Origin of the sequence: Citrobacter sp. XT1-2-2 (genome assembly GCF_023516235.1) — a bacterium.
GTDB classification, from domain to species: Bacteria; Pseudomonadota; Gammaproteobacteria; order Enterobacterales; family Enterobacteriaceae; genus Citrobacter; species Citrobacter werkmanii.
In genome coordinates, this window is the sequence record NZ_CP097324.1 from 2,763,787 (window position 1) to 2,786,038 (window position 22,252).

Below are 22,252 nucleotides of genomic sequence, written 5' to 3' on the forward strand. Positions count from 1 at the left end.
CCAGGCAGCCAGCGCTTTTCGATTTTCTAATGGAGAGTTGCTATGCCCCACCTGCACACCGCATCCTTGCGCCCGTCGCTCCTGGCGTTGGCGATTGTCAGTAATCTTCCCGTCGTTGCCTGGGCGGCAGTAGAGGATATGACCGTCACCGCCACCGGTAATCCCCGTAGCGCCTTTGAAGCGCCGATGATGGTCAGCGTTATCGACGCTACTGCACCTGAAAACCAGACAGCCAGCTCGGCAGCCGACCTGTTACGGAAGGTTCCGGGCCTGAGCCTTGACGGTACGGGGCGGACAAATGGTCAGGACGTCAATCTGCGCGGCTATGACCGTCGCGGCGTTCTGGTGCTGGTGGATGGCGTTCGCCAGGGAACCGATACCGGGCACCTGAACAGTACCTTCCTCGATCCGGCGCTAATCAAGCGGATTGAAGTGGTGCGCGGCCCTTCCGCACTGTTGTATGGCAGCGGCGCGCTGGGCGGCGTAATCGCCTATGACACTGCGGATGCTAAAGACTTACTGGAGGCGGGTCAGAATAGCGGTTATCGCGTGTTCGGTACCGCGGCTACCGGCGATCACAGCCTCGGTATGGGCGCCAGCGCATTTGGCCGCACCGATACCCTCGACGGGCTGCTGGCCTGGTCCAGTCGCGATCGCGGTAATTTGCGCCAGAGCGACGGCACTACCGCCCCGAACGATGAAGCGATTAACAATATGCTGGCGAAAGGCAGTTGGAAAATTGACAGCGCCCAGACGCTGGCCGGCTCGCTGCGTTATTACAACAATGATGCCCGGGAACCTAAAAACCCACAAACCAGCGCGGCGGATACCACCAGCAACCCGATGACCGATCGCTCAACCATCCAGCGCGATGCGCAACTGACCTACTCCCTCACCCCGGCGGATAATGACTGGCTAAACGCGGATGCCCGCATCTACTGGTCCGAAGCGCGCATTAATGCACAAAACACGGACAGCACCGGCGAATTTCGCAAGCAGACCACCAAAGGCGGGAAAGTCGACAACCGTAGCCGCCTGTTTACCGATTCATTTGCTTCTCACTTACTGACCTACGGCGGTGAATACTATCGTCAGGAACAACAACCGGGCGGCGCAACCACCGGTTTCCCGGAGGCAAAAATCGATTTTAGCTCCGGCTGGCTACAGGATGAAATCACCCTGCGCGACCTGCCGGTTACGCTGCTGGGGGGTACCCGTTATGATTCTTATCGTGGCAGCAGCGACGGTTATGAAGATGTCGATGCCGACAAATGGTCGTCCCGCGCTGGACTCACCGTTGCGCCTGCCGACTGGCTGATGCTTTTCGGTTCATACGCTCAGGCCTTCCGTGCTCCAACCATGGGCGAGATGTATAACGACGCGAAGCACTTCTCGATTGGCCGTTTTTACACCAACTACTGGGTGCCAAACCCGAACCTGCGTCCGGAAACCAACGAAACACAGGAATACGGATTTGGCCTGCGCTTTGACGATCTGTTGATGGCGAGCGATGCGCTCGAATTTAAAGCCAGCTATTTCGACACCAAAGCCAAAGATTACATCTCTACCAGCGTCGATTTTGCCGCCGCGACGACCATGTCCTATAACGTACCCAACGCCAAAATCTGGGGCTGGGACGTGATGGCGAAATACACCGCCGATCTGTTCAGCCTCGATATGGCCTATAACCGCACGCGGGGTAAAGATACTGACACGGGCGAGTACATTTCCAGCATTAACCCGGACACCGTCACCAGCAAACTGAACGTGCCGGTTGCGCACAGCGGTTTCTCCGTTGGCTGGATAGGTACATTTGCTGACCGCTCAACGCACATCAGCAGCAGCTACGCCAAACAACCCGGCTATGCGGTAAACGACTTCTACGTGAGCTATCAGGGGCAACAGGCGCTAAAAGGCATGACCACCACACTGGTCCTGGGCAACGCTTTCGACAAAGAATACTGGTCGCCGCAGGGCATTCCGCAGGATGGCCGCAATGGCAAAATTTTCGTGAGTTATCAGTGGTAATCACTTTTCCCCGGTTCGCCGGGGCAGCAATCTGGAAGGAAGAGACAATGAATCACTACACACGCTGGCTGGAACTGAAAAAAGAAAACCCTGGCAAATACGCACGTGACATCGCGGCTATGATGCACATCAGCGAGGCAGAACTGACCTTCGCGCGCGTCGGTCATGACGCCTGGCGTTTACGTGGCGAAGTCCGCGAAATCCTCGGCGCGCTGGAAGCCGTAGGCGAAACCAAATGTATTTGCCGCAACGAATATGCGGTGCATGAGCAGGTCGGCGCCTTTACCAACCAGCACCTGAGCGGGCATGCCGGGCTGGTACTCAATCCACGCGCCCTCGATCTGCGTCTGTTCCTGAATCAATGGGCAAACGCCTTTCATATCAGAGAAACAACCGCTCACGGCGAGCGTCAGAGCATTCAGTTTTTCGACCATCAGGGTGATGCATTACTGAAGGTCTATGCCACACAAAATACCCTCGTTGAAGAATGGGCAGCGTTACTGAGCCGTTTCATCTTCACTGAAAACCCGCCACTGGCGCTGCAATCCGCTAAAAACCCTGCTCCTGCTACCGTCACCGTTGATGCACAGACCGTGGATCAAGAGTGGCGAGCCATGACCGATGTCCACCAGTTCTTCGGTCTGCTGAAACGCCACGATCTCACTCGCCAACAGGCGTTTAATCTGGTAGGCGATGACCTGGCCTGTAAAGTAACCAATGGCGCACTGGCGCAGTTACTCAATACCGCGCGTCAGGATGGCAATGAAATTATGGTGTTTGTGGGTAATCGCGGCTGCGTACAAATTTTTACCGGCGTGATAGAAAAACTGGTACCGATGAAAGGCTGGCTGAATATATTCAATCCAGCATTTACATTACATCTGCTGGAAGAAAGCGTGGCTGAAACGTGGGTAACGCGCAAACCAACCGCCGATGGACACGTTACCAGTCTGGAACTGTTTGCGGCCGATGGCACACAGATTGCCCAACTGTATGGTCAACGTACGGAAGGCGAACCGGAGCAAACGCAATGGCGCGCGCAAATTGACGCACTGACGCCGAAAGGGCTGGCCGCATGAACAAATTGCTGCTCCTGATTGCGCTGCTGCCCGTTACTGCGCTGGCGGTCCCCGAGGAAAGAGTCGTTACTCTGGGGGGCGACGTCACCGAAATTGTGTACGCGCTGGGGGCCCAGTCAACGCTTGTGGCGCGAGACAGTACCAGCCAGTGGCCTGAAGCCGCAAACGCCCTGGCTGACGTCGGCTATTTACGCCAGCTTAACGCCGAAGGGATCCTTGCCACCCGTCCGACGCTGGTCCTTGCCAGTGCGCAGGCGCAGCCTTCTCTGGCGCTAAAACAGGTCGAGCAGAGCAACGTCAGGGTTGTTACGATCCCGGCAAACAACGACCTTAACGCGATTGATGGAAAAATTCGCGTCATTGCCGAGGCGACTCACCGGGAGGCCGACGGCGAAACGTTGCGTGCAACCTTACGTCAGGAGCTGGCGGCGCTCCCGTCATCTGAACTTAACAAACGCGTCCTGTTTATTCTTAATCATGGTGGGATGACCGCCATGGCCGCAGGCCAGCAAACCGGAGCCGATGCCGCTATTCGCGCCGCCGGTTTGCGCAACGCGATGCAGGGGGTTAACCGTTATCAACCTCTTTCACAAGAAGGTGTGATTGCCAGCCAGCCGGACCTGGTGGTGATTTCACGGGAAGGTGTTAAGGCAATGGGTGGCGAGGCGAGCCTGTGGGCGCTGCCGGGGCTGGCGCAAACACCTGCGGGACGGAATAAACAGGTATTGCAGGTTGATGATATGGCTCTGCTTGGCTTCAGTATCCGCACGCCGCAGGCCATTTTGCAGCTACGCGCGAAAGCAGAGCAATTGCCCTGATGTCCCGACGAATCACTTGTTCTTTGTGGGTCATGGCGCTAATGCTGGTCGTAATGACAATTTTGGCTACCGGTTTTGGCGCGTTGCGCCTGCCGGTAAGTCTGCTCTGGCGTGATGACAATGAAACTCTGCGTCAAATCTGGCTCACAATTCGCCTGCCCCGTGTTCTGCTGGCGCTGGTGATTGGCGGTTCTCTGGCGCTATCCGGTTGTGTGATGCAGGGACTGTTTCGCAACCCACTTGCCGACCCGGGATTACTCGGAATTAGCAGCGGTGCAGCCTGCGCCGTCGCCCTGTGGGTGGTACTGCCTGTCTCTTTGCCCGCGCTACTGATGCTGTATGCGCCAATGTTGGCTGCATTTGTCGGTGCACTGGCGGCAACCGTGGTGATTTTTATCCTCAGCCAACAGCGCGACGGTTCACTCTCGCGGCTGCTGCTGGTCGGTATTGCGATCAACGCGCTCTGCGGGGCGGCTGTTGGCGTTCTGTCGTGGGTCAGTAATGATGCGCAACTGCGCCAGCTGTCGCTGTGGGGGATGGGAAGTCTGGGCGCTGCACAATGGTCCACGCTGCTGGCAGTTACCTCGCTGGCTATCCCGACGGTGCTGATCGTCTGGCGTCTGGCTTCGGCCCTGAACCTGCTGCAACTGGGCGAGGAAGAGGCGCATTATCTTGGCGTGAATGTGCGTACAATCCAGCGTATTTTACTGCTTTGCAGCGCCTTGCTGGTAGCCGCAGCGGTGGCAGTAAGCGGCGTAATTGGCTTTATCGGGCTGGTTATCCCGCATTTAATGCGTATGTGGCTCGGCGCAGACCATCGGGCCGTTATCCCCGGTTCCGTGCTGGCGGGCGCGTTTTTATTACTGATTGCCGACACGCTGGCCCGCACTTCAGTTGCGCCAGCGGAAATGCCGGTCGGTCTGTTAACCAGTCTGCTCGGCGCCCCGTGGTTTTTATGGCTTATTTTTCGTCAGCGAGGATCGCATGGCTGAACATTTCGTTGCTGAAGGACTTCACTATCGCGTGGCTGGCAGGTCGGTGATTGCTGATGTATCGCTTGCCCTCGCAAAAGGTGAACTGGTGGCGCTCATCGGCCCAAACGGTGCGGGGAAATCTACCCTGCTGCGCCTGTTGACCGGTTTTCTCAAACCGGTTGCCGGGCGCTGCATGCTGGCGGGCAAAGCGCTGGATGAGTGGCATACGCAGACGCTGTCGCGCCATCGGGCGGTGATGCGTCAGCAAACGCAACTGGGATTTGACTGGCCGGTAGAGGCCGTTATCGCGATGGGCCGTGCGCCCTGGACCCAGCGTTCGGAACCTCGCCTTATCGCGCAGGTGATGGAGATGACCGGATGCGCGCCGTTGGCAGGTCGGCAATACGCCACGCTTTCCGGCGGCGAGCAACAGCGCGTGCAGTTAGCCCGCGCCCTGGCGCAACTCTGGTGCGACGGAGCGCCTCGCGGCTGGTTATTTCTTGATGAACCCACCTCGGCGCTGGATCTTTACCACCAGCAACATCTGCTGCGGTTACTGAAAACGCTTGTCGCTTCAGGAGAACTGCATGTGTGTATTGTGCTTCACGATTTGAATCTGGCTGCTTTATGGGCTGACAGAATAGTGTTACTGCATAATGGCAGGCTGGCGTCGCAAGGGACGCCGGAGACCGTGTTACGGGCCGATGATCTGATGCGCTGGTACGGTGCTGAGGTTCACGTTGGCCATCATCCGGCCAACGTGTCCCCCCAGGTGTTTCTGGCGCCTTAGCTTGAACAGCTCACTTCCAGCCGTTTGCCCCAGTCAGGCGGCCGACTGACATAGTCATCATCGCGATCGACAAACGGGGTACGCAACGCCTGGTGCAGCCGATGTAGCTCGGCGTAATCTCCCTGCTCCGCCTGACTAATCGCCCGTTGCGCCAGCCAGTTGCGTAAAACCATCGCCGGGTTTGCCGCCTTCATCTGCGTTTGTCTGACATCGTCAGCAACGCTGTCCTGTTCCAGGCGCGAGCGATACCGTGTGAACCAGTCGTCAAACGCCGCACGATCCACAAACTCATCGCGTAGCGGAGATAGCGCACTGTGTTGTTCCGTCAGACTTAGCATGCGAAACGTTCGCGTATAGTCGCTTCTTTCTCGCGCCATCAGGCTAAACAGTTCACTCAGCAGCTCGTTATCGTTTTTCTGCTCGCTAAAGAAGCCGAGCTTTTGCCGCATCCGTTGACCGTAACGCGTTAACAGTGCCAGTTGGTAATTGTCCAGCGCATCATTGAGCGCCTCGACCGGGATAAATGGCGACAGGGTTTGTGCCAGACGTTGCAGGTTCCACAGCGCGGCTGCAGGTTGATTATCGAAACTGTATCGTCCCTGATGATCGGAGTGGTTACAGATAAAATCCGGCACGTAGTCATCAAGAAAACCATACGGACCGTAATCCATCGTCAGCCCCAGAATAGACATGTTGTCCGTATTCATAACGCCATGCGCAAACCCTACCGCCTGCCAGTCGGCGATTAAGCTTGCGGTACGCATGACAATATCGCTAAACCACAGCTGATATTTATCGGCTTCTTCCTGCCAATGCGGCCAGTAATGACGAATCGCGAAGTCTGCAAGTTGACGGACTTTCTCCGGCTCGCGACGATAGTAAAAGTGTTCAAAATGGCCAAAGCGCATATGGCTTTGCGCCACGCGAATGAGCATCGCCCCATGCTCTACCGTTTCGCGATATACCGGCGTGTCGCTGGTGACAATCGACAATGCCCGCGTGGTGGGTATTCCCAGATAGTGCATCGCCTCGCTGGCCAGGCTTTCGCGAATGGTTGAACGCAGCACGGCGCGCCCATCCCCCATGCGGGAATAAGGCGTCAGTCCGGCACCCTTCAGGTGCCAGTCAAGCGTCGAGCCATCAGCAAGCTGTTGTTCGCCCAGCAGGATCCCACGTCCGTCACCAAGCTGACCGGCCCAAACGCCGAACTGATGTCCGCTATAAACTTGCGCTAAAGGCGACATCCCGGGAAGCAAGGATTCGCCTCCCCAAACGCCTGAACCCTCTGGGGTAGTAAACAGCGCCGCAGGAATAGCCAATTGCTCAGCCAGAGCATCGTTATGCCAGATAAGATGCGCGTTTTTCAGGGGCGTAGGCGAGAGTGCTGTATAGGTTGCTGGTAATTCATCACGCCAGCGGGTGGTAAAAGACAGGGTCATAGGGCCTCCTGTCTCTAGTGTAGACTGTTAATAGCCTGTTAAACACCAGCAAATAAAAGGGTTATATCCTCGATAACGAAATTATCTGCGAGGGCGGTACCGCAGGCCACAGTCCTCCCTGCATGGCGCTGAAACCGAGGGGAAGTACTCGTGCCAACATTTCTTGCGTATCAATACCGCTAATGATGATTGACTCACAGCAGGGTGATATTTGCGCCTGGATAGCGCGCATAAATGGTTCAAATGAAATATGTGCAATCCTTTGTTGAACAAAGTTTTTATCCAACACCACACGTTTGAACAGGCCATCAAAAATTGCCCGCGTTGATATGCCGCCAGCGCCATAATTTTGCAGAATTAATGGAAATCTTGCCGCAAGTGCAGTCAGCGTTGGATTGTCTTTACCCTTGTTTAACTCTGGATAGCTTTCATTAATAGCCAGTTCCAGAAATGAAAATCGTTCAATTTGTGAAGCATATTCAGCGTCTGATAATAAAGTATGAGCAACTGCCGGGGTTAAATTAATCCAGACTGAGACTTTTCGCTGAATAAAAAAATGTTGGCACGTTTCGATTAATTCCAGTTTCTCTGTAAATAAACGACATTGTTCATCGTCCGACATCCGAGGTAAGACCAGCTCGGTTGGTATACGCACATCCCCCTGCAGGCTGGCAAAACTGGTGATGATATCTACGAATTCAAGATCGCCTTTTTCACTTCTCGCAGGAAGAAAAGACAACTCCGATTGATAAAGATTATCCAGTGAAACAATCATCGTACCAGCCCCTCTGCATAGGTGTTATCCGGCATCCTGTAGCAAAGGATGGAGAAATACGTTACTGCTGATGCAAGTAGAGGCTCTTTCATTTGTCCCTTTATAGCCAGTAAATCGAATCCTTTTTTTTAGCTTATCGTGATTATAAGCGAATATCCAGCTTTGCACTTTTTAATATCCCGGCATAAATCATATTTTTAGCAAGATACACTCTTAGCACACAGGGTTATTGATCGGCTGGAAGCAGTAATAACAGTTAGCATTCAAATGAAAATGACGAGGCTGCACAGTCGTTAGCAGCCTCGTCAGTTGTGAGGATTAAATACGTCGAGCCTGCCAGAAGTTTTTACGCCAGTAGACATTATCCAGTGACGAGCGCATCACTCCGCGGCTGGTTGAGGCATGAATAAATTGATTATTGGTGTCGTAAATGCCGACATGCAGACCACTTTCTCCGGATCCGGTTTTAAAGAAAACCAGATCGCCTGGCAGCAAATCATCTTTATCGATTTCGGTACCAATCTTTGATTGCATGCGCGTATCGCGCGGGAGCTGTAGATCGAATTTATCCCGCATCGTCATCAAAACAAACCCTGAGCAATCCACCCCGCTACGGCTCATACCACCATAACGATAAGGTGTACCATGCCAGGTTTGTAGCTGGTCATTAAGACCGGCGATAACGGCGATAGAATCCGACAAATGGGCATTTGGCGCAGGAGCACGATGGCTGCTGCAGCCCGCCAAAAACAATGCTGTGATGAAAAGGAGCCAAAAGCGCATTCAGGACGAATCCTCTGGATTTTATTTTTATGCCAATTTAGCGTGGAAATTACAGGATTTTCAAGAACCCATTTAACTTAAGTGGTTGATATGAGCATTCTGTGGCCTTCGATATCCAAACGACGGAAGTTCACGCCGTAAGCCGCAGACAGATTAGCTGGTGTCAGGACCGTATCACGTGAGCCACTGGCAAGCAGCTTCCCACGTTTGAGCAACCAGGCCTTATGCGCATGGCGCAAGGTATGATTGAGGTCATGGCTGCTCATCACAATCGCTATTCCCTGCAAACACAGCTGGCCCAACAACCTGTCCAGGGCGTTTTGTTGCGCGACGTCCAGGCTGTTCATCGGCTCATCCAACAGTAAAAGCTGACCGAATGGATTAGCTTGCGGGCAAATTTGCAAAATAACGGCCGCCAGGCGCACACGCTGCCACTCACCGCCGGAGAGTTGATTGACGCCACGCCCCAGCTTATCCCCCAGACCAAGCGCATCGGCGACCTCCTGTAACAGATCGGCACGCGCTTTGTCGGGTTGATGCAGCGTCAGAAAATGCCAGACCGGCATGGCAAAAGGCGGGGTTTGCTGTTGCGCAAGATAAGCACGATATTGCGCCAGCTTTGCTGCCGGCCACTCTTCAAGCGGCATGTCGCCGAAGGTGATGCTGCCCTCCCCGGTCGTCAAACCCGCCATACGCGCCAACAGCGTACTTTTCCCCGCACCGTTAGGACCCACCAAATGCAGGATTTCCCCTGCTTTTATTTCACCAGAAAGCGGACCGAGCCGGGTCGATTCCGCTACATCCTGTAGCTGCATCAATCGAGACATTAGTTTGCCAGCGCCTTCTTGATGCTTTGCACCAGCATCGGATCCTCAGGCGTCATATCCGGAGAGAATCGTTGCAGTACTTGCCCATCCCGTCCCACTAAAAACTTCTCAAAGTTCCACAGGATATCGTCCGGGTAGAGCGGCGCCCGGCCTTTACTGGCCATACGTTCATAGAATCCACTGTCTGCTGGCGCCACAGCCGTTGGCGCGGCATCAATCAGCTTCTGATACAGCGGATGACGCCCCTCGCCGTTGACGTCAATCTTGCTGAACATCGGGAAGGTAACGCCCCAGGTCATACTGCAGTACGTTTTGATTTCATCTTCGCTGCCCGGTTCCTGGCCCAGAAACTGATTGCAGGGAAAACCAAGCACATTGAAGCCCTGTTGATGCCAGGCTTTCTGCAGGTTCTCCAGTTGTTCGTATTGCGGCGTCAGTCCACATTTTGAAGCAACGTTGACGATTAACAGTACATTGCCGGAATACGGTTGCAGCGTAGTCGCCTCGCCGTCAATGGTCGTCACTTCTGTATTGAGGATAGTGTCTTGCATAGCATCTCCAGAACAACAGGTTGATTTTCAGTTTTTAATCATAGACCGAACCAACGCTTTCTAGCGCGCGGCTTTCAACAATAGCCAGATAAATACCGGTGCTCCCATGGTAGCCGTCACCACGCCGATGGGTAGTTCAGCCGAAGCCAACACCAAACGCGCGACAACATCAGCAAACAATAATGCGATTGCGCCAGCCAACGCGCAGCCAGGCAGGAGAACACGGTGATCGGTTAAACCACACAACCGCAAAATGTGGGGGATAACCAATCCAATAAAACCAATCGCACCCGCCAGAGCCACGCTTACGCCGACCATCCATCCTGTGGCGACCACCAGCAGATTGCGCCAGAACCATAATGGTAACCCCAGTTGGCGCGCAGAAGTTTCCCCCAGCGCCAGCATATTCATCGGCTGAGACTGACAGCAGATCCATATCAGTACGGGGATCAACGCCACCATCAGCCAGGCCTGATGCCAGTCGACGCCGCCAAAGCCCCCCATCATCCAGTACATCAGTTGTCGTAAGTCAAAAGAGGTGGAAAAATAGATGGCCCACGTCATCAACGCGCTACAGATAATGCCCAGCGCCACTCCCGCCAGCAGCAAGCGACTGGTAGACAAATGACGACGGGCAAAGCGTAACAGAATGAGAGTAATAATCAGCGCCCCGGCGATGGCACATAAGCCCAACGCCCAGCCGGGAAGCTGCCCCTGCCCGAGCAGCACAGCAGCAATGAGTCCTACACCTGCGCCGTTAGACACGCCCAGTAGACCCGGTTCCGCGAGTGGATTTTCAAAGAGGGCCTGCATTACCGCACCGGATAAAGCCAACGCAGCGCCTACCAGCAAAACGGCGAGGGTACGAGGAAAGCGGATTTGCCAGACGAACAGATCGCCGCGGGCGCTGAACCAGTCGCCGGGAGCGATCCACTGTTCTCCTGCGCACAGGCTTAAAATCGTTGCCAGTAACATCAGCACTGACAGTGACAGTATCCAGCGCACGTTTCGTCGCTGCTGTTGATGGGCGAAAGTCAGCATGTTTTCCATTCTGCTGAAAAAAGATGGGGGTGATTCTACGGTGCTGTTTCGGTAGTGAAAAGGAAAAAGGCCGCAGAGCGGCCTTTTTAGTTATATACGTCATGCTTTACGCTGCCGCTTTGATGGCAACGCAAGTGGTTTAACGAATCGTTAAATCACTCTTCTTTGGGCGTTGCGTTTTCAACCCGACTTTTTAACTTCTGTCCGGGTCTGAAGGTCACCACGCGCCGTGCTGTAATGGGAATATCTTCGCCCGTTTTCGGGTTACGTCCCGGACGTTGATTCTTATCACGCAGATCGAAGTTACCAAAACCAGAGAGTTTTACCTGCTCACCATTTTCCAGAGCACGACGAATCTCTTCGAAAAACAGCTCGACCAGTTCTTTGGCATCCCGCTTGCTAAGCCCAAGCTTATCAAACAGATATTCTGACATTTCAGCTTTTGTAAGCGCCATAGGTTCAATCCCTCAATGATGCCTGGAATCGCTCTTTTAATGCCTCTACACATTTGGCGACGGTAGCGGCAATCTCCTCTTCTTCAAGTGTACGGCTGGTATCCTGAAGGATCAGGCTGATAGCGAGGCTCTTATAGCCCTCCGCAACACCCTTACCGCGGTACACGTCAAATAAGTTTACGCCAACTACCTGATTTACGCCAACTTTCTTACACTCGGATAAAATATCCGCAGCGGGAACGTTTTCTGCCACAACGACTGCGATGTCGCGACGGTTCGCTGGGAAGCGAGAAACTTCACGCGCCTGAGGCACCACGCGGTCTGCGAGCTTGTTCCACTCCAGTTCAAACACCAGAGTGCGACCGTTCAGATCCAGTTTACGTTCCAGCTCAGGATGAACAACCCCAATGAAACCAATACGTTCACCTTTCAGATAAATCGCCGCAGACTGACCCGGATGCAGTGCTGGATTCGCTTCAGCTTTGAACTGAATGTCCGTCAGTTTGCCGGTCAAGTCGAGAACCGCTTCCAGATCGCCTTTCAAATCATAGAAATCAACGGTCTCTTTTGCCAGATTCCAGTGTTCATCATGACGATTACCGCAGATCACGCCTGCCAGCATCAGATCCTGACGGATCCCGAGGTTGGCCTGCGTATCCGGTACGAAACGTAAACCCGTTTCAAAAATACGCACACGGTTCTGCTGACGGTTCTGGTTATACACCACCGTTGACAGCAAACCGGTCCACAGCGACAAGCGCATTGCCGACATATCAACAGAAATTGGGCTTGGCAGCAGCAGCGATTCTTCACCCGGATGCAGCAATGCCTGAATTTTCGGGTCGACAAAGCTGTAGGTGATAACTTCCTGGTAGCCTTTGTCATTCAGCATGGTTTTTACACGTTTCAGCGATAAATCCGCTTCACGATGCGTACCCATGATCAGACCTGCCTGAATTGGCGTATTCGGGATATTGTCATAACCGTAAACGCGGGCAACTTCTTCGACCAGGTCTTCTTCGATTTCCATATCGAAACGCCAGCTCGGCGCTACCGCTTTCCACTCATCCTGACCTTCCGTGACGTCACAACCCAGACGACGCAGAATATCACTCACCTGGTCATCAGCAATATGGTGTCCGATCAGACGATCCAGTTTGCTGCGGCGAAGCGTAATGGTCGCGCGTTTTGGCAGCGTCGCTTCGTTGGTTACATCAATAATTGGACCGGCTTCACCGCCGCAGATATCAATCAGCAAACGGGTAGCACGCTCCATCGCTTTGTACTGCAGCGCAGGATCGACACCACGCTCATAGCGGTGAGAGGCATCGGTGTGCAGGCCATGACGACGCGCGCGACCGGTAATAGACAGCGGACTGAAGAACGCGCATTCCAGCAGGACGTTTTGCGTTTCATCATTCACGCCGGAATGTTCGCCACCAAAGATGCCGCCCATGGCCAGCGCTTTGTTATGGTCGGCAATCACCAGCGTATCCGCATGCAGTTTAGCTTCGCTGCCGTCCAGCAGAACCAGGGTTTCCCCCTCTTTTGCCATCCGGACAACAATCCCGCCTTCAATGCGGTCTTTGTCGAACGCGTGCATCGGCTGACCCAGTTCGAGCAGCACATAGTTCGTTACGTCAACCACGGCATCGATAGAGCGGATGCCGCAGCGACGCAGTTTTTCTTTCATCCACAGCGGGGTTGGCGCTTTAACGTTGATGCCTTTCACCACGCGCCCCAGATAGCGTGGGCAGGCTTCCACCGCGTCGACCTGAATCGGCAGGACATCGCTAATGGTTGCGGCTACTGGCGCCATTTCCGGTTCAACCAGCGGAGCCTGGTTCAGTACGGCAACATCACGTGCCACGCCGATGATACCCAGGCAGTCGGCGCGGTTCGGCGTAACGCTGATTTCGATAGTGTTGTCGTCAAGCTTCAGGTATTCGCGGATATCGGTGCCAATTGGCGCATCGGCGGGCAGTTCGATAATGCCGCTATGGTCGTCGGAAATACCCAGCTCGGAGAACGAGCACAGCATGCCTTCAGACGGTTCACCGCGCAGTTTCGCTGCTTTAATTTTAAAGTCGCCTGGCAGTACAGCACCCACGGTTGCCACCGCCACTTTCAGGCCCTGACGGCAGTTCGGCGCGCCACAGACGATATCCAACAGGCGGTCACCGCCTACATTCACTTTGGTGACGCGCAGTTTGTCAGCGTTCGGGTGCTGAGCGCACTCAACCACTTCACCCACCACAACGCCGTTGAACGCGCCCGAAACAGGTTCCACACCGTCAACTTCCAGACCCGCCATCGTGATTTGGTTTGACAGCGCATCGCTATCAATCGCCGGGTTTACCCATTCGCGTAACCACAGTTCACTGAATTTCATTGTTTTATCCTGCCTTTATTTAAACTGTTTGAGGAAACGCAGATCGTTTTCGAAGAAAGAACGCAGATCGGTCACGCCATAACGCAGCATGGTCAGACGCTCCATACCCATACCGAATGCAAAGCCGGAGTAGATTTCCGGATCGATACCCACGTTGCGCAGCACGTTCGGGTGAACCATCCCGCAGCCCAGCACTTCCAGCCATTTGCCATTTTTGCCCATCACATCAACTTCCGCAGAAGGTTCGGTGAACGGGAAGTAAGAAGGACGGAAGCGAACCTGCAGGTCTTCTTCAAAGAAGTTGCGCAGGAAATCGTGCAGCGTACCTTTCAGGTTGGTGAAGTTGATGTTGGTATCAACAATCAGCCCTTCCATCTGATGGAACATTGGGGTGTGCGTCTGATCGTAATCGTTACGGTATACGCGCCCAGGGGCGATGATACGGATCGGCGGCTGTTTTTCTTTCATGGTGCGGATCTGCACGCCGGAAGTCTGCGTACGCAGCAGACGGGTCGCGTCAAACCAGAAAGTGTCGTGATCAGCACGCGCCGGGTGATGGCCAGGAATATTCAGTGCGTCGAAGTTATGATAGTCATCTTCGATTTCCGGACCGGTCGCCACGGTAAAGCCCAACTCACCGAAGAAGCTTTCAATACGATCGATAGTACGTGTTACCGGATGCAGACCGCCATTTTCGATACGACGTCCCGGCAGAGAGATATCGATCGTTTCTTCAGCCAGACGGGCATTCAGCGCAGCACTTTCTAATTCGGCTTTACGTGCGTTCAGCGCTTGCTGTACCTGCTCTTTGGCTTCGTTTATCACCGCACCTGCTGCCGGACGCTCTTCTGGCGGCAGCTCGCGCAGGGTTGTCATTTGAAGGGTCAAGTGCCCTTTCTTGCCCAAATATTCGACGCGGACATTGTCTAACGCGGCAACATCTGAAGCCTGGTTAATGGCGGCCGTTGCACTGGCAACCAGCTCTGCGAGATGTGACATGGTTTTCCTCGTTATGTGGCGATATTCACTAGTCGCCCGTCTATACGCAAAATCATTCAAGTTGTATCAAGGCGGCAAAAGAGCAAATCCTCAGGAGCGTACATCAGTACGTGACTGGGGTGAGCGAATGCAGCCAACACAGAGACAACTTGAAGGATGACGCGTATAAAAAAAGCCTCCACCAGGGAGGCTTTTAGGCGCTGTTTTCCGTTTCTTCTTTCACGCGCAAGCCTCCTGGATTCAGGTGCTAAAGTAAAAGAAGAAGCGGAAAATAGCAGCATTCATGCTTGCATTACCTTATGTGGTAAAAACCGGACAACCTTTATTGAAAAGGCTTACGGGTAAAATGTCAACTAATTGATTGCGCTACAATAAAAGAGAGGGAGCCAGGCTCCCTCTTTTCACCGGCTTATGCCAGAGCTGCTTTCGCTTTTTCGACCAGAGCGGTGAACGCTACTTTGTCGAATACTGCGATGTCAGCCAGGATCTTACGGTCGATTTCAACAGCGGCTTTTTTCAGGCCGTTGATGAATTTGCTGTAAGAAATACCGTTCTGACGTGCTGCTGCGTTGATACGCGCAATCCACAGTTGACGGAACTGACGCTTTTTCTGACGACGGTCACGATAAGCGTACTGACCAGCTTTGATAACAGCCTGGAAGGCAACGCGGTATACGCGAGAACGCGCACCGTAGTAGCCTTTAGCTTGTTTCAAAATTTTCTTGTGACGTGCACGGGCAACTACACCACGTTTTACGCGAGCCATATGTGCTCTCCTGTATCTATATTCTTAGTAAAAAATTAATTAAACGTTAACGGCTTATGCGTACGGCAGGCACGCGATAACCAGACCCAGATCGCCTTTAGAAACCAGGCCTTTTGGACGCAGGTGACGTTTACGCTTAGTAGATTTTTTGGTCAGAATATGACGCAGGTTTGCGTGCTTACGCTTAAATCCACCACCACCGGTTTTTTTGAAGCGCTTAGCAGCACCGCGTACGGTCTTAATTTTTGGCATTTTAATAACTTCCACTTCGCATTGTTAATAAACGAAACGTAGGCGAACAACGGCTGTGGAACCCGCAGGCTCCACAGACATTGCTACTTGAAGGCCTTACTGTTTCTTCTTAGGAGCGAGCACCATGATCATCTGACGGCCTTCGATCTTCGTAGGGAAGGATTCGACTACTGCCAGTTCACTCAGATCGTCACGGACGCGGTTGAGCACTTCCATACCGATCTGTTGGTGGGCCATCTCACGGCCGCGAAAACGCAGCGTGATCTTAGCCTTATCGCCATCTTCCAGAAAGCGTACCAGGCTGCGGAGTTTTACCTGGTAATCGCCATCGTCGGTGCCAGGACGGAATTTAATTTCCTTAACCTGGATAACTTTTTGCTTTTTCTTCTGTTCCTTAGAAGACTTACTCTTTTCATAAAGGAACTTGCCGTAGTCCATAATACGACAAACTGGCGGTTCGGCGTTAGGGCTGATTTCAACTAAATCTACTCCAGCTTCTTCAGCTTTTTCGATTGCTTCTCTCAGACTCACAATACCCAAAGCTTCGCCTTCCAGACCTGTTAAGCGAACTTCCAGGGCGCGAATCTCGCCATTAATACGATTCGGACGTGCCGTTTGAACTCGTTTTCCGCCTTTAATACCTTATTCCTCCAGTTGTTGAAGACTGCGGCTGCGAATCTCTTGTTGCAGCTTCTCAATCACTTCATTTACGTCCAGGCTGCCCAAGTCTTTGCCACGACGGGTGCGCACGGCAACTTTGCCTGCTTCAACCTCTTTGTCGCCACAGACCAACATGTAAGGGACACGACGTAAAGTGTGCTCGCGGATTTTAAAGCCAATCTTCTCATTTCTCAAGTCTGCTTTTACACGAATGCCCGCATTTTGTAGTTTCTGCGTTAATTCGTTAACGTATTCAGACTGAGAATCGGTAATGTTCATGACCACAACCTGAACCGGCGCAAGCCAGGTCGGGAAGAAGCCAGCAAACTCTTCGGTCAGAATACCGATGAAACGTTCCATTGACCCAAGAATTGCGCGGTGAATCATAACCGGCACCTGACGCTCGTTGTTTTCGCCAACATAAGAGGCGCTTAAACGGGACGGCAGGGAGAAGTCCAGCTGTACAGTACCGCACTGCCATGCACGATCGAGGCAGTCATACAGGGTAAATTCAATTTTCGGACCGTAGAATGCGCCCTCACCCAGTTGGAACTCAAACGGGATGTTGTTTTCTTCCAACGCAACGGCCAGGTCAGCTTCAGCACGGTCCCACATTTCATCGCTACCGATACGTTTTTCGGGGCGAGTGGACAGTTTGACGACGATCTTCTCGAAGCCAAAGGTGCTGTACATATCGTAGACCATACGAATACAAGCGTTAACTTCATCACGGATCTGTTCTTCAGTACAGAAGATATGCGCATCATCCTGAGTGAAGCCACGAACACGCATCAGACCGTGCAGCGCGCCTGACGGCTCGTTACGGTGGCAGCTACCAAACTCAGCCATACGCAGCGGCAGATCGCGATAAGATTTCAGACCCTGATTAAAGATCTGTACGTGGCCCGGGCAGTTCATGGGCTTAATGCAGTATTCACGGTTCTCTGAAGACGTCGTGAACATCGCATCTTTGTAGTTATCCCAGTGACCTGTTTTTTCCCACAGCACGCGGTCCATCATGAACGGACCTTTAACTTCCTGATACTGATATTCTTTCAGTTTCGAACGAACGAAGACTTCCAGTTCACGGAAGATAGTCCAGCCATCATTGTGCCAGAACACCATACCCGGCGCTTCTTCCTGCATATGATACAGGTCAAGCTGTTTACCGATTTTACGGTGATCGCGTTTGGCGGCTTCTTCCAGACGTTGCAGGTAGGCGTTGAGGGCTTTTTTATCTGCCCATGCAGTACCATAAATACGCTGCAGCATCTTATTATTGCTGTCGCCACGCCAGTATGCCCCTGCGGTCTTCATCAGTTTGAAGTGATGGCAGAAACGCATGTTCGGCACGTGCGGGCCACGGCACATATCGACATATTCTTCATGATGGTACAAGCCAGGCTTGTCATCATGGGCAATGTTTTCATCAAGAATAGAGACTTTATAGGTCTCGCCACGCTTCACGAAGGTTTCACGCGCTTCGTACCAGCTGACTTTCTTCTTAATGACATCGTAGTTTTTCTCAGCGAGCTCGTGCATCCGCTTCTCGAGCGCGTCGACGTCTTCCTGGGTTAACGTACGGTCAAGATCGATATCGTAGTAAAAACCGTTGTCAACAACCGGTCCGATCGCCATTTTGGTGTGCGGCCAGAGTTGTTTGATCGCGTGCCCTAACAGGTGCGCACAGGAGTGACGAATGATCTCCAGACCTTCTTCATCCTTCGCGGTGATGATGGAGAGCTTCGCATCATGTTCAATCAGATCGGAAGCATCTACCAGCTCACCGTTAACACGGCCAGCAATCGTGGCTTTCGCCAGACCTGGACCGATGTCCAGCGCAACATCCATGGGGCTTACAGCGTGGTCGTAATGGCGTTGGCTGCCATCAGGAAGAGTAATAACAGGCATGTTATATCCTTATTTGCAGTGGTGCCCCACACGTAAGAGCACATACAAAGATTCAATATTTAAAATTATCAAAAAGGTGTGGGCTGATTCCCGCTTCACTCTGCGAAATATGTCACGGGTTGCCTTGGTGGCGACGCTGGACCTACGCCCTTTTTTTGATAACACCGTTGACAGTGTACACGGTGTTACGAGCCGATCAAAGCAGCAATCAACGCGCACTGTATGATGTAAATCAATTCACTGACACCCTGACGTCTTTGTTACACTTGCCGAAAGTCATCGAATATGAGCGGGAAAGAACTATGCCAACAAATCGCTTTGCGAAGAAACACTGGAAAATAGTTGTGATTCTGCTTGTTATTTGTGCGGCCATGCTGATGCTGCGTTGGGCCGCAATGATCTGGGGTTAAATTATTGGCACCGGCAGTACAGTTCCGTTTATTTATCTATTAAATAGAATTTACCTGAAAAATAGCGCGTTATTGGTACGTGGTAAAAATAAAACGTAGAGTAAATATTAAATAAACTTAACTTTAACTGGGAAAACCGGGCCAATTATTTGACCCGGCTTGTCATTACATACGATAACCGAGCGAAACAGTCGTTCGACGATCGGTATGCTCCGGCGCCGTTGCCGGCGGTTCAGAGTTCCAGGTCACGTTGTAAGCCACCTTTAACCCGAAGTGTTCATTGATGGCAACGTTCAAAGCCGTTTCAGAGTTGAGTGTCGTATCGTCAGCACCGAATACCGATACACCCTGAGTAAATTTGGTGTTATCCGTCATCTGCCACGCATACGCCCCGGACGCATAGCCCAACGGCTGCGTTTCGGTGGTGCCATCAGTGTGCTCGTCATAACGAACACCAGGACCGAATTCAAAACGGAAGCTGTGCACCGGCCCATTAAGGAACTGACGGCCGTAACCTGCGGTCAGTACGTCACGCTCGCGATAACCGTTGTAGCGGTCGGTCAACCAGCTTGCCTGCCCAAAGAGATAGTCATAGTCGGTCATGTTGTAACGACTACGGCCCCCTACGGCATATTTCTCTGATGAACGCTCATCATTTGAGGAGGTGTTGCTGGCATTTCCCCACAGAGACCACGCCGTAGTTTGACCATACCAGGTCATGTTGGTGTCTGCAGTTAAAGAAGAACTTTTTGTGTTGCCTGACTGGGCGAGATATCCCGCGTTCAGGTTACCTTCAAAGGGTTTTTTCGCGCTGGAAGGATCATCCATGACAGTAAAAACGGAATCATCGGCGGCAGCATGCATTGACGCAAGCAGGCCTCCCATCAGCATGAATGCTGTGGGCACTGTCTTCAAAAGCTTCATTTATTAAGAGTCCGTACAACAAAAAAAGAGACCATAACGGTCTCGGAAACTTTCATATGGATCAATGACAAAAGACCCTTGAAAGGTAACAAATTATAAAAAGACTCGAATAACATAGCAATAAATTCTTATTTCATTTTTTGAATAAGAGCGTTCTTAAATCGATATTTTATTTATATAACTTTGACCCGATAATTTTAAATAAAGATATGAAAAATCATGTTGTTAATTACTTCACTTTCGGGATGTTAAGTGCCAGACTGAAGGCAGCCTAACAGGAGGTAAAGATGGTACGTATCTATACGTTAACACTTGCGCCCTCTCTCGATAGCGCAACAATTACTCCGCAAATCTACCCTGAGGGTAAACTTCGCTGTACCTCGCCGGTTTTTGAACCCGGTGGCGGCGGCATCAACGTCGCTCGTGCAATAGCGCATCTTGGCGGTACTGCGACGGCTATCTTCCCCGCGGGCGGGGCCACGGGTGAGCATCTTGTTGCATTGCTCGCCGACGAAAACGTTCCCGTCTCTACAGTCGAAGCCAAAGACTGGACCCGCCAAAATCTGCACGTCCACGTTGAGTCCAGCGGTGAGCAGTATCGCTTCGTTATGCCCGGGGCTGCGCTGACCGATGATGAGTTCTATCAACTTCAGGATCAGGTGCTGGAAATTGAGTCCGGCGCGCTGCTGGTGATTAGCGGCAGTTTGCCGCCTGGCGTACAACTTGAGAAGCTGACCCGACTCGTTACCTCAGCACAAAAACAGGGTATTCGCTGCATCGTCGATAGCTCAGGCGAGGCGCTAACGGCGGCGTTAGCCATCGGCAATATCGAACTGGTCAAACCCAACCTTAAAGAACTGAGCGCGCTGGTGAACCGCGAACTCACCCAACCTGATGACGTGCGTAAAGCCGCACAGGAGATTGTGCAATCGGGTAAAGCACATCGCGTCGTGGTCTCTCTTGGGCCACAAGGGGCGCTGGGCGTTGATCGCGACACCTGCGTCCAGGTGGTTCCACCACCGGTGAAAAGTCAAAGTACCGTAGGCGCAGGCGACAGCATGGTCGGCGCCATGACGCTTAAACTGGCTGAGAACGCACCTTTTGACGATATTGTTCGTTTCGGGGTTGCCGCCGGTAGCGCAGCAACCCTGAATCAGGGGACGCGTCTGTGCGCTTTGGACGATACGCAAAAAATATATGCATACCTTGCGCAGTAATGCCACCGTCCCCTTCTTACCAGGAAGAGGGATTTTCCGGTAAAACTGTCTGCATGGTTGTTATACGTCTATGATAAAAAATCACGTGATTACAAAGAAGTGAATCATGTGCAAACAGACGTCTCCACAACTGTGCGAGATGAAGAAGAACGACAAACATTAAGTGCCTTTCCAGCGATGACGCGTCCGTGGTGTGCGTCAGTTCGTGTTTTTTAACCGCATTCTTGCGCTAACCTTATGATCTGGCAGACAACATGGGGAGAGACATCATGTGGCAGGCTATCAGTCGTCTTTTAAGCGAGCAATTAGGTGAAGGCGAAATCGAACTGCGTAATGAACTGCCCGGCGGAGAGATCCACGCCGCATGGCATTTACGCTATGCGGGGCGCGATTTTTTCGTCAAATGCGATGAAAGAGAGCTGTTGACCGGCTTTACGGCGGAAGCCGATCAGCTGGAGCTACTTTCCCGCAGTCAAACCGTATCTGTACCGAAAGTTTGGGCGGTAGGCGCAGACAGAGATTACAGTTTCCTGGTGATGGACTTCCTCCCTCCCCGTCCGCTTGACGCGCACAATGCATTTATCCTCGGCCAACAGCTTGCGCATTTGCATGAATGGAGCGATCAGCCGCAGTTCGGACTCGACTTCGATAATGCGCTCTCGACCACGCCGCAACCCAATGCCTGGCAACGTCGCTGGTCAACTTTTTTTGCCGAGCAGCGCATTGGCTGGCAACTGGAACTCGCCGCTGAAAAAGGTATTGCGTTTGGCAATATTGACGCCATTGTCGAGCATGTTCAGCAACGCCTCTCGTCCCATCAGCCGCAGCCGTCTCTCCTGCATGGGGATTTGTGGTCGGGAAACTGCGCGCTCGGCCCGAACGGTCCTTACATCTTCGACCCTGCCTGCTACTGGGGAGACAGAGAGTGCGATCTGGCAATGCTGCCGTTACATACCGAGCAGCCGCCGCAAATTTATGATGGTTATCAGTCCGTCTCGCCGCTCCCCCTGGATTTTCTTGACAGACAGCCTGTCTACCAGCTCTATACGCTGCTGAATCGGGCTATTCTGTTCGGAGGGCAGCATCTGGTTGTGGCGCAGAAAGCGATGGATAGGTTACTGGCGGCTTAACAACGCGCTTATCAGGCCTGACGTTACACAA

23 protein-coding genes and 1 other annotated feature are annotated in these 22,252 nt (G+C 52.7%); of the genes, 8 read left to right on the forward strand and 15 right to left on the reverse strand.

Annotated features, from left to right (window positions below; genetic code table 11):
- Positions 1-42: 42 nt before the first annotated feature.
- From M4I31_RS13140 to M4I31_RS13160, 5 genes are read left to right on the forward strand one after another with little or no spacing between them, the layout of a single operon-like run.
- A complete protein-coding gene (locus M4I31_RS13140; protein WP_085049454.1) occupies positions 43-2,028 on the forward strand; it encodes a TonB-dependent hemoglobin/transferrin/lactoferrin family receptor in 1,986 nt (661 codons plus the stop codon).
- A 47-nt stretch (positions 2,029-2,075) separates the two neighbouring features.
- Positions 2,076-3,107, forward strand: a complete 1,032-nt coding sequence (locus M4I31_RS13145; RefSeq protein WP_085049455.1) for a hemin-degrading factor — start codon at positions 2,076-2,078, stop codon at positions 3,105-3,107.
- Positions 3,104-3,925 carry a hemin ABC transporter substrate-binding protein gene (locus tag M4I31_RS13150; RefSeq protein WP_038640201.1) on the forward strand — a complete coding sequence of 274 codons (822 nt, stop codon included), beginning with the start codon at positions 3,104-3,106 and terminating at the stop codon, positions 3,923-3,925. Before M4I31_RS13145 ends, M4I31_RS13150 begins: the two co-directional genes overlap by 4 nt.
- Positions 3,925-4,917, forward strand: a complete 993-nt coding sequence (locus tag M4I31_RS13155; protein ID WP_085049456.1) for an iron ABC transporter permease — start codon at positions 3,925-3,927, stop codon at positions 4,915-4,917. The genes M4I31_RS13150 and M4I31_RS13155 overlap by 1 nt, the downstream gene beginning before the upstream one ends.
- A complete protein-coding gene (locus M4I31_RS13160; RefSeq protein WP_069324262.1) occupies positions 4,910-5,689 on the forward strand; it encodes a heme ABC transporter ATP-binding protein in 780 nt (259 codons plus the stop codon). The genes M4I31_RS13155 and M4I31_RS13160 overlap by 8 nt, the downstream gene beginning before the upstream one ends.
- Here M4I31_RS13160 and selO read toward each other — a convergent pair.
- From selO to thrS, 14 genes are all read right to left on the reverse strand, one after another.
- Positions 5,686-7,128 (reverse strand): protein adenylyltransferase SelO, encoded by a 1,443-nt coding sequence (gene selO, locus M4I31_RS13165; RefSeq protein WP_085049457.1) that lies wholly within the window; start codon positions 7,126-7,128, stop codon positions 5,686-5,688. The two genes, M4I31_RS13160 and selO, sit on opposite strands and share 4 nt — an antisense overlap.
- Before the next feature lie 61 nt (positions 7,129-7,189).
- A complete protein-coding gene (locus tag M4I31_RS13170; RefSeq protein ID WP_085049458.1) occupies positions 7,190-7,903 on the reverse strand; it encodes an EAL domain-containing protein in 714 nt (237 codons plus the stop codon).
- Positions 7,904-8,221: 318 nt separating this feature from the next.
- Complete coding sequence (locus M4I31_RS13175; protein ID WP_038640189.1) at positions 8,222-8,686, reverse strand: NlpC/P60 family protein; 465 nt, start codon at positions 8,684-8,686, stop codon at positions 8,222-8,224.
- Positions 8,687-8,763: 77 nt separating this feature from the next.
- Positions 8,764-9,513 (reverse strand): vitamin B12 ABC transporter ATP-binding protein BtuD, encoded by a 750-nt coding sequence (gene btuD / locus M4I31_RS13180; RefSeq protein WP_085049459.1) that lies wholly within the window; start codon positions 9,511-9,513, stop codon positions 8,764-8,766.
- A complete protein-coding gene (locus M4I31_RS13185; RefSeq protein WP_038640185.1) occupies positions 9,513-10,064 on the reverse strand; it encodes a glutathione peroxidase in 552 nt (183 codons plus the stop codon). Before M4I31_RS13185 ends, btuD begins: the two co-directional genes overlap by 1 nt.
- A 60-nt stretch (positions 10,065-10,124) precedes the next feature.
- Positions 10,125-11,105, reverse strand: a complete 981-nt coding sequence (btuC, locus tag M4I31_RS13190; RefSeq protein ID WP_042308812.1) for a vitamin B12 ABC transporter permease BtuC — start codon at positions 11,103-11,105, stop codon at positions 10,125-10,127.
- Positions 11,106-11,260: 155 nt separating this feature from the next.
- The gene (gene ihfA, locus M4I31_RS13195) at positions 11,261-11,560 is read right to left on the reverse strand and encodes an integration host factor subunit alpha (protein ID WP_003030571.1); all 300 of its coding nucleotides are present in this window, start codon (positions 11,558-11,560) and stop codon (positions 11,261-11,263) included.
- Between the two features lie 4 nt (positions 11,561-11,564).
- Complete coding sequence (gene pheT, locus M4I31_RS13200; protein WP_085049460.1) at positions 11,565-13,952, reverse strand: phenylalanine--tRNA ligase subunit beta; 2,388 nt, start codon at positions 13,950-13,952, stop codon at positions 11,565-11,567.
- A gap of 15 nt (positions 13,953-13,967) precedes the next feature.
- Positions 13,968-14,951: a phenylalanine--tRNA ligase subunit alpha gene (gene pheS / locus M4I31_RS13205; protein WP_003832580.1), complete on the reverse strand. Its 984-nt coding sequence runs from the start codon at positions 14,949-14,951 to the stop codon at positions 13,968-13,970.
- 165 nt (positions 14,952-15,116) lie between these two features.
- Positions 15,117-15,241, reverse strand: a sequence feature (Phe leader region).
- A complete protein-coding gene (gene pheM / locus M4I31_RS13210) occupies positions 15,192-15,236 on the reverse strand; it encodes a pheST operon leader peptide PheM (protein ID WP_001386830.1) in 45 nt (14 codons plus the stop codon). Its footprint overlaps the feature before it by 45 nt.
- Before the next feature lie 119 nt (positions 15,242-15,360).
- Positions 15,361-15,717: a 50S ribosomal protein L20 gene (gene rplT, locus M4I31_RS13215; protein ID WP_085049461.1), complete on the reverse strand. Its 357-nt coding sequence runs from the start codon at positions 15,715-15,717 to the stop codon at positions 15,361-15,363.
- 54 nt (positions 15,718-15,771) lie between these two features.
- A complete protein-coding gene (gene rpmI / locus M4I31_RS13220; protein ID WP_003030583.1) occupies positions 15,772-15,969 on the reverse strand; it encodes a 50S ribosomal protein L35 in 198 nt (65 codons plus the stop codon).
- Positions 15,970-16,065: 96 nt separating this feature from the next.
- Positions 16,066-16,608, reverse strand: a complete 543-nt coding sequence (gene infC / locus M4I31_RS13225) for a translation initiation factor IF-3 (RefSeq protein WP_048997935.1) — start codon at positions 16,606-16,608, stop codon at positions 16,066-16,068.
- 3 nt (positions 16,609-16,611) lie between these two features.
- A complete protein-coding gene (thrS, locus tag M4I31_RS13230; protein ID WP_032939806.1) occupies positions 16,612-18,540 on the reverse strand; it encodes a threonine--tRNA ligase in 1,929 nt (642 codons plus the stop codon).
- A gap of 302 nt (positions 18,541-18,842) precedes the next feature.
- Between thrS and yniD the strand changes: the two genes are divergently transcribed.
- Positions 18,843-18,950 (forward strand): small membrane protein YniD, encoded by a 108-nt coding sequence (yniD, locus tag M4I31_RS13235; RefSeq protein ID WP_087856702.1) that lies wholly within the window; start codon positions 18,843-18,845, stop codon positions 18,948-18,950.
- A 165-nt stretch (positions 18,951-19,115) separates the two neighbouring features.
- Here yniD and M4I31_RS13240 read toward each other — a convergent pair whose 3' ends face one another.
- Positions 19,116-19,874, reverse strand: a complete 759-nt coding sequence (locus M4I31_RS13240) for a YdiY family protein (protein ID WP_038640176.1) — start codon at positions 19,872-19,874, stop codon at positions 19,116-19,118.
- Positions 19,875-20,161: 287 nt separating this feature from the next.
- Here M4I31_RS13240 and pfkB point away from each other — a divergent pair, with 287 nt between their 5' ends.
- Together pfkB and M4I31_RS13250 are read left to right on the forward strand one after the other, a co-directional pair.
- Complete coding sequence (gene pfkB / locus M4I31_RS13245; RefSeq protein ID WP_061381454.1) at positions 20,162-21,091, forward strand: 6-phosphofructokinase II; 930 nt, start codon at positions 20,162-20,164, stop codon at positions 21,089-21,091.
- Between the two features lie 269 nt (positions 21,092-21,360).
- Positions 21,361-22,221 (forward strand): fructosamine kinase family protein, encoded by an 861-nt coding sequence (locus M4I31_RS13250; protein ID WP_069324267.1) that lies wholly within the window; start codon positions 21,361-21,363, stop codon positions 22,219-22,221.
- Positions 22,222-22,252: the final 31 nt, after the last annotated feature.